General features: G+C 40.1%; 7 protein-coding genes and 1 pseudogene. 5 read left to right on the top strand and 3 right to left on the bottom strand.

The genetic code is table 11. The annotated features are described in order from the left end of the window. The first annotated feature begins 100 nt into the window (after positions 1–100). From mef(A) to DWY55_RS21505, 4 genes and pseudogenes are all read left to right on the top strand, one after another. Positions 101–1,318, top strand: coding sequence for a macrolide efflux MFS transporter Mef(A) (mef(A), locus tag DWY55_RS21520; RefSeq protein ID WP_120178386.1), 1,218 nt, complete (start codon positions 101–103; stop codon positions 1,316–1,318). A 14-nt stretch (positions 1,319–1,332) separates the two neighbouring features. Then, positions 1,333–2,203 (top strand): annotated as a pseudogene (locus DWY55_RS21515) (nucleotidyltransferase domain-containing protein). Next, positions 2,184–2,924 carry a class I SAM-dependent methyltransferase gene (locus DWY55_RS21510; RefSeq protein ID WP_008766909.1) on the top strand — a complete coding sequence of 247 codons (741 nt, stop codon included), beginning with the start codon at positions 2,184–2,186 and terminating at the stop codon, positions 2,922–2,924. The pseudogene DWY55_RS21515 and the gene DWY55_RS21510 overlap by 20 nt, the downstream one beginning before the upstream one ends. 37 nt (positions 2,925–2,961) lie before the next feature. Beyond that, positions 2,962–3,456, top strand: coding sequence for an HD domain-containing protein (locus DWY55_RS21505; protein WP_007897426.1), 495 nt, complete (start codon positions 2,962–2,964; stop codon positions 3,454–3,456). Positions 3,457–3,615: 159 nt separating this feature from the next. Here DWY55_RS21505 and DWY55_RS22135 read toward each other — a convergent pair whose 3' ends face one another. Continuing rightward, positions 3,616–4,068 carry a hypothetical protein gene (locus DWY55_RS22135; RefSeq protein ID WP_007664626.1) on the bottom strand — a complete coding sequence of 151 codons (453 nt, stop codon included), beginning with the start codon at positions 4,066–4,068 and terminating at the stop codon, positions 3,616–3,618. A 40-nt stretch (positions 4,069–4,108) separates the two neighbouring features. Continuing rightward, positions 4,109–4,411, bottom strand: coding sequence for a hypothetical protein (locus DWY55_RS21490; RefSeq protein WP_007664625.1), 303 nt, complete (start codon positions 4,409–4,411; stop codon positions 4,109–4,111). 665 nt (positions 4,412–5,076) lie between these two features. On the opposite strand from DWY55_RS21490, the gene DWY55_RS21480 reads away from it, so the two are divergent. Beyond that, entirely contained in the window at positions 5,077–5,277 is a 201-nt protein-coding gene (locus DWY55_RS21480) for a hypothetical protein (RefSeq protein WP_007837439.1), read from the top strand. A gap of 153 nt (positions 5,278–5,430) precedes the next feature. Here DWY55_RS21480 and DWY55_RS21475 read toward each other — a convergent pair whose 3' ends face one another. Then, positions 5,431–6,717, bottom strand: a complete 1,287-nt coding sequence (locus DWY55_RS21475) for an IS1380-like element ISBaov1 family transposase (RefSeq protein ID WP_007664617.1) — start codon at positions 6,715–6,717, stop codon at positions 5,431–5,433. Positions 6,718–6,854 lie beyond the last annotated feature (137 nt).

The following is a 6,854-nucleotide window of genomic DNA, read 5'->3' as shown; positions in this document are numbered from 1 at the left end:
ACCGGGACAGTCTGCCGATTGACTCATAATGACGGAATTTAACGACAGTCCCTAAATAAAGTTAAATCAAAGTGTTGCGGAATTAAGGGAGATAATATAAATGGAAAAATACAACAATTGGAAACTTAAGTTTTATACAATATGGGCAGGGCAGGCAGTATCATTAATCACTAGTGCCATCCTGCAAATGGCGATTATTTTTTACCTTACAGAAAAAACAGGATCTGCGATGGTCTTGTCTATGGCTTCACTTGTAGGTTTTTTACCCTATGCGGTCTTTGGACCAGCCATTGGTGTATTAGTGGATCGTCATGATAGGAAGAAGATAATGATTGGTGCTGATTTAATTATCGCAGCAGCTGGGGCCGTGCTAGCTATTGTTGCATTGTATATGGAGTTACCTATCTGGATGGTTATGGTAGTATTGTTCATCCGTAGCATTGGAACAGCTTTTCATACCCCGGCTCTCAATGCGGTTACTCCACTTTTAGTACCAGAAGAACAGCTTACGAAATGTGCAGGCTATAGTCAGTCTTTGCAGTCTATAAGCTATATTGTTAGTCCGGCGGTTGCAGCACTCTTATACTCCGTTTGGGGACTAAATGCTATTATTGCCATCGATGTATTGGGTGCTGTGATTGCATCTATTACGGTAGCAATTGTACGTATTCCTAAGCTGGGTGATCAAGTGCAAAGTTTGAAACCAAATTTCATACGAGAAATGAAAGAAGGAATGGCTGTACTACGGCAAAATAAAGGATTATTTGCTTTATTACTCGTTGGAACATTATATATGTTTGTTTATATGCCCATAAATGCTTTATATCCTTTAATCACTATGGAATATTTTAATGGTACACCGATGCATATTTCTATTACGGAGATTGCTTATGCCTCTGGTATGTTGATAGGGGGTCTATTATTAGGGTTATTTGGGAATTACCAAAAGCGAATCTTATTAATAACGGCATCCATTTTTATGATGGGGATAAGCTTACCCATTTCAGGATTACTTCCCCAAAGTGGATTTTTCATATTTGTAGTCTGCTGTGCAATAATGGGGCTTTCGGTTCCGTTTTACAGCGGTGTGCAAACAGCTCTTTTTCAGGAGAAAATTAAGCCTGAATATTTAGGACGTGTATTTTCTTTAACTGGAAGTATCATGTCTCTTGCTATGCCAATTGGGTTAATTCTTTCTGGATTCTTTGCTGATAGAATCGGTGTAAATCATTGGTTTTTACTATCAGGTATTTTAATTATTTGCATTGCAATAGTTTGCCCAATGATAACTGAGATTAGAAAATTAGATGCAAAATAAAGGAGTGTGTTCGTATGATATATAATATTATTCAATCAGTGACAGAAAAATTATCCTCTTTGCCTTTTATAGAAGGCATCGTATTAGGGGGATCCCGTGCAAGAGGTACCCATACAGAGGATTCTGATATAGATATCGGAATTTATTACAATCAAGAATCATTTGACCTGACAGCGATTAACCAAATTGCTACAGAGTTGGATGATGAGAATAGAAACAACCTTGTTGTACCTCCCGGAGCGTGGGGTGATTGGGTCAATGGAGGCGGATGGTTAGTTATTAACGGGTATCATGTTGATCTGATTTTACGTGATATAAAACGGGTGGAACAAATAATCAAGGATACGGAGCAAGGAATTGTTACTGCAAATTATCAGACCGGGCATCCCCATGGTTATATAAGTGCTATGTATCGTGGAGAATTGGCTATCAGCAAGATACAATATGCTAAAAATGAAAGCTTTTGCGAATTAAAAAATCAGGCGGAAATTTACCCTGGTGCTCTAAAGAAGAGCTTGATAAACTTTTTCTTATTTGAAGCAGAATTCTCTTTAATGTTTGTAAAAGCAAATGCGGGAGCAGAGGATAAATATTATATTGCAGGCCATGTTTTTCGTATTATTTCATGCTTAAATCAAGTACTATTTGCATGCAATAATGCTTATTGCATTAACGAAAAGAAAGCTATAAAACTGCTTGAAACTTTTGAATATAAACCTAAAAAATATGCCGAAAGGGTAAATCATATTTTTGAAGTACTTGGTCTTTCACTTTTTGAATGCTACGATATGACCGAGAAGCTATATAAAGAAGTGAAAAAAATTGCAACGGAGATAAATAACTTTTTAAACGAGGGGGAATTCAGATGAAAGAAAACAAATATGATGATAATATATTTTTTCAAAAATACAGTCAAATGAGTCGCTCACAGCAGGGACTAGCCGGTGCAGGAGAATGGGAAACATTGAGAAAGCTGCTGCCGGATTTTAAAGATAAGCGTGTGCTTGATTTAGGATGTGGCTATGGATGGCACTGTATTTATGCGATGGAACACGGAGCGTCTTCTGTTGTAGGTGTTGATATTTCTCATAAAATGCTCGAGGTAGCCAAAGAAAAAACACATTTTCCACAGGTTGAATATAAATGCTGTGCTATAGAAGATGTGGAATTCCCAGAGGAGAGTTTTGATGTAATATTAAGCTCACTTGCGTTTCACTATGTAGCAGATTATGAGATTTTAGTAAAAAAGATATATAGAATACTGAAGTCTGGTGGTAAGCTAGTTTTTACGGTTGAACATCCTGTTTTTACTGCCTATGGAACACAAGACTGGCATTATAACGAAAAAGGAGAAATACTGCATTTTCCAGTGGATAATTATTATTATGAGGGCAAACGGACAGCTGTGTTTTTGGGAGAAAAGGTTACAAAATATCATAGAACACTGACCACATATCTAAATACACTGCTTTCAAATGGTTTTATAATAAATCATATTGTGGAGCCGCAGCCGCCGGAAAACATGATGGATATTCCGGGGATGCAGGATGAAATGCGCCGTCCCATGATGCTGATTGTATCGGCGAACAAAAAAGTGGATAGATAGAACTAAAACACCTATAAGGTATAAATGGAGGTAATTTATGTTTAAAGAAAAAATTATTATAGAGATGAAAGAAGTATTCAAAGAAATTCCTTTTGGCATAGAGCATACTCTTAAAGTTTTGAAAAATGCAGAAGATATAATGAACGGAGAAAATATCGGAGAGGAAGAAAAAGAATTCATCAGTATTATTGCTATACTACATGATATTGGTGCGGTTGAAGCACAAAAAAAATACGGTTCTATTGATGGTGTCTATCAAGAAAAGGAAGGACCAGCAGTAGCGAAAGAAATATTAAAAAAGGTAGGCTATAACAAAAATATTGATAGAATATGCTTTATAATAGGCAACCATCATACTCCATCTAAAATTGATGGACTTGATTTTCAAATACAATGGGAAGCTGATTTGCTTGAAAATTTAACGGTTATGGATAAAGAAAAAGAACAGGAAAAGATAAAAAAGTGTATAGGTGAAAACTTTAAAACAAACACAGGAAAAAGGATAGCTTATAATCGCTTTATTTTAGATTAGTAGTAGATTATTACAGTTATGTATTTTACTCAAGTTTCGGATTTAGGTTTTATGCAGTCTGAGCGATCAGTTGCATGGCCTTGAACCTGCGGTTATCCCGTATAATTTGCTCCATCAATTCGTTCTCGTCAATGGTAAAAATCTCAGCCACGATTGCTATTACATCAATAATGATTGACCAGATCTTTTCCACGACGGTGAGCTCGTGTACGCCTTCATATATATCGGCGAACAATCCTCCAATGGTCTCTTCACCATGCTCTTCAGGCGCTCAAGCTTGGATACGAAATACTCTTCCTTGCGTTTTTCGGTCTGGCAGTCTCTGTCACGCTTGCGGTTGTAGCGCCTCTCGCGCTGCCGGGCCGTAAGACCTTGTTCCTTGCCATCGACCTTCCCTCTCTCGCCGTGAATCGAGAAGTCCACGACAAATTGAGAGCGGCCGTCGCTCCAGCACAGGGCCAGCAGCTTGTAGCCGAGAATGCACCGCTGAAACACGTGCGAGAATATCTTGCCAATACACTCCATCCTCAATCCGGTCTTCGGCAGGTCGGAATCATCCACAATAAGCACTGCCGGAAGATGGCTCTTTTGATAGTCTTTCCTTATGGTCACGGCCTTGATGAGATGACAGGCGATGTGCCAGATGATGTTGCTAGTCTATATTGTCCTTGGCCATAAACGAATAGAGTAGGTCCTTCTTACCCCCGAACAGTTTCGAGATTGACGATCCGGCATAATGAGAAAAACCCGGGACGGCCATAAACGGCAGAATCAATATGATCTGGAAAAGTTGAAGGTTGGTAAGCTGACAGTTCTCACGTTTTTTCCCTCCGAGATCTTTGTCTGAAATCCTCATCCCCTCAAGGAGGGTCATAAACTTGGAAAATGCGGGATTGATTCGTTTTCCCGTGAAAAAGTTGCGGATCTCCGATGGAATTTTTGTAATTTTGCTCATGGCTTTGAGTGATTGTAATTAGTTGTTTGGGCACCTCTAAATTACTAAATTTCCGTGACATACGGAAATCCTCAAAGCCTTTTTTATGCCCAAATCTATCCTCTCAACCTAAATCCGAAACTTGAGTAAATTATAATTATGAGATGCTACGTGCTTTTGTTCAATATACCCTAAACGTCGATTTAAATGCGCCTGTGATAAAGGATTTAGTTGAAAAGTATAAGGATATAGAACAATTTAATAGGAGCATAACAGATAAATACGTTGCAATATGTAAACGCTTTTAATATTTGAATTTAGCCGTTTATGTAGAATGAAGGTGTGCAAACAAACAGACCCTGAAAAGGGTCTCACCCCCGTTAACCGCAATGTCAAAGACTTGCGGATGGCCAGATGACTCCTATACATCCGACCCCAACGGGGTCGAACCATATAATCTGTAGAAAGGTTCGACCTCCGTTGGGGTCGTGGATTGGGAAGGCACTTCGACCCGCACATTGTATCATGTGCGGTTACTTGAAGTTCGACTCCCGTTGGGGTCGATGGCTCGTCGTTATTCTGAATCTTAGCAAATCCTCTCTTTTTTAATGAACTGTGTGCTTGATCACTGAAAATAATCCTTATTTTTGCCACGAGAGTTTTACGAAAGATAAATAGATAAAGTATTGGAAAAGAAACATAACTGTCAGCAGTGCCCACTGAGGCGGCGATACGACCGTTCACCCAAGTCATTGTTGGGTCGTTTTTGGCGATGGCACATCAATTTCTGTCCGGGATGGAAAGCCTATTTCCTGTCGCTGAGCGAAGAGGAACGGCATGTATTGAGAAAGCAATACGCTTTTCATAAGCCTCAAATCCGCAACTAAGTCCTTCATCGTCCTATTTACGTGTACACGTTCTCTCATTACTGAATTATTAGATAAATTGAGGCTGAAATACCCACTTCTGCCTACAATACCCCCTTACCCCACAATGCGACTTGAGACAATACGCAGTATCATACCCATAAGTTGTAGTCGTCATCCAAAATCAGTCTGGAATACATCTGCGTAAGCATTATTACAGGTATAGATATTCAGCACATACCACCTTGATGTTCTGATCCATTTGGCTGGTACAGAGACAAATCTGAAGACAAACGCTTTTATGCGACTTGTTTTATTGGGTCCGAACCTCTTTACGTCAAGTCTTTGGATAATGACCTTGTAGAAGTTACGGATAAGTGCTGTAAGAAGAAGGAACACTGTGTTCTCTGCCATGAAGGATTTGGGCAATCTGGACCATCCGAAACCATTGTTCATGTCATCGAAGATGCGCTCCTTTCCTCCGCGGAGGTTATAGAACTCGACAATCTCTCTTACGGAAGGCTCGTAGTCGTTGGTCAGGATGCAGCGGTATGTGTATTCTCCTTCCCAGAGGTCAAGCTCACCGTCCATCCGTTTCCGCCTTTGAATCACAAGCCGGTATGTCTTGCCTTTCCACTTCTCTACAAGAATGGAATTCAGCTCAAACTCAATGCCGTTGATTTCTCCCCTCTTCCAGCCTCTGAGAGCGAAGAGGTCATTGTAGAGCGAACTACAGCGGTTGGCACGGATATAGAAGGTCTTGCAGTGGGTGGCAACCTCTTCCACGATCTCTTCAGAGCACGAGCCGCAATCAGCTCTGAAACGATTGATAACAAGATTGTTCTGTTCAAACCTTTCGAAGAATCTCTTCAGCGTGTCCTTCTGATGGAAACGGACGTTTGTGTTGCCGTCGCTGTTCTCAATGCCGACAATCAAATCTCCAATAACCGCCACACCTGGTCGATAACCAAGGAACTTCTTGTATGTATGCTTTGCATCATATTTCTCTGTTTCTATGAACTGGTGGTCGAAATCAACATCATACATCTCACCCTCTTTCAGCTGACCAGCTGCACACATACAATTGAGCAGTAAGGTATTGAGGGTGTCAGCCGTATTGAAATCGTAGTTCTTACCCGTATCTGACGTGTATGAAATGTTCTCCTGCGTCAGTTCCTTTATCGCTCTGAGGATAGTGTCAGAGCTGCAGGTACGAAGTGTCGGATGAAGCGAGAGATGGGGCATCAAATGAGTTGTGACATCCTCAATACATGAGCCGCCACAGAAGTAGATGCTCATGAGAGAACGGATGATTTCGCTGTATTGATAACCATACAGCCTGCATCTTAGACCGAGGGTTGTGTCAATTACATATGACAATGTGGAGTCAAATTGCTCCATCATTGCAAATATTCCTCCAAAAGGAGTGAGTTTCTCAGATTTTATTGCTTTCTTTGCCATGTCTGTCGGGTTTGATACATATTTTGATTTGCAACACTAAGATAGGTGAAAAATCTGACATGACAAAATCCTGAGCAACTTTTTGTTGCTCAGGTACTTAAAAAGTTATATTTATAATAGTGTTGCGGAATTAAGGT

The sequence above is a fragment of the Bacteroides sp. AF25-38AC genome (genome assembly GCF_003602995.1).
Taxonomy (GTDB): domain Bacteria; phylum Bacteroidota; class Bacteroidia; order Bacteroidales; family Bacteroidaceae; genus Bacteroides; species Bacteroides uniformis.
Note: the sequence above shows the minus strand (reverse complement) of the source record. Positions and strands in the feature narration are given on the sequence as shown.

Excerpts from the sequence above, each read along its gene's own strand:
- DWY55_RS21510 (WP_008766909.1), top strand. The coding sequence starts at position 2,184 with ATGAAAGAAAACAAATATGATGATAATATATTTTTTCAAAAATACAGT.
- DWY55_RS21505 (WP_007897426.1), top strand. The coding sequence starts at position 2,962 with ATGTTTAAAGAAAAAATTATTATAGAGATGAAAGAAGTATTCAAAGAA.
- DWY55_RS21490 (WP_007664625.1), bottom strand. The coding sequence starts at position 4,411 with ATGAGCAAAATTACAAAAATTCCATCGGAGATCCGCAACTTTTTCACG.
- DWY55_RS21475 (WP_007664617.1), bottom strand. The coding sequence starts at position 6,717 with ATGGCAAAGAAAGCAATAAAATCTGAGAAACTCACTCCTTTTGGAGGA.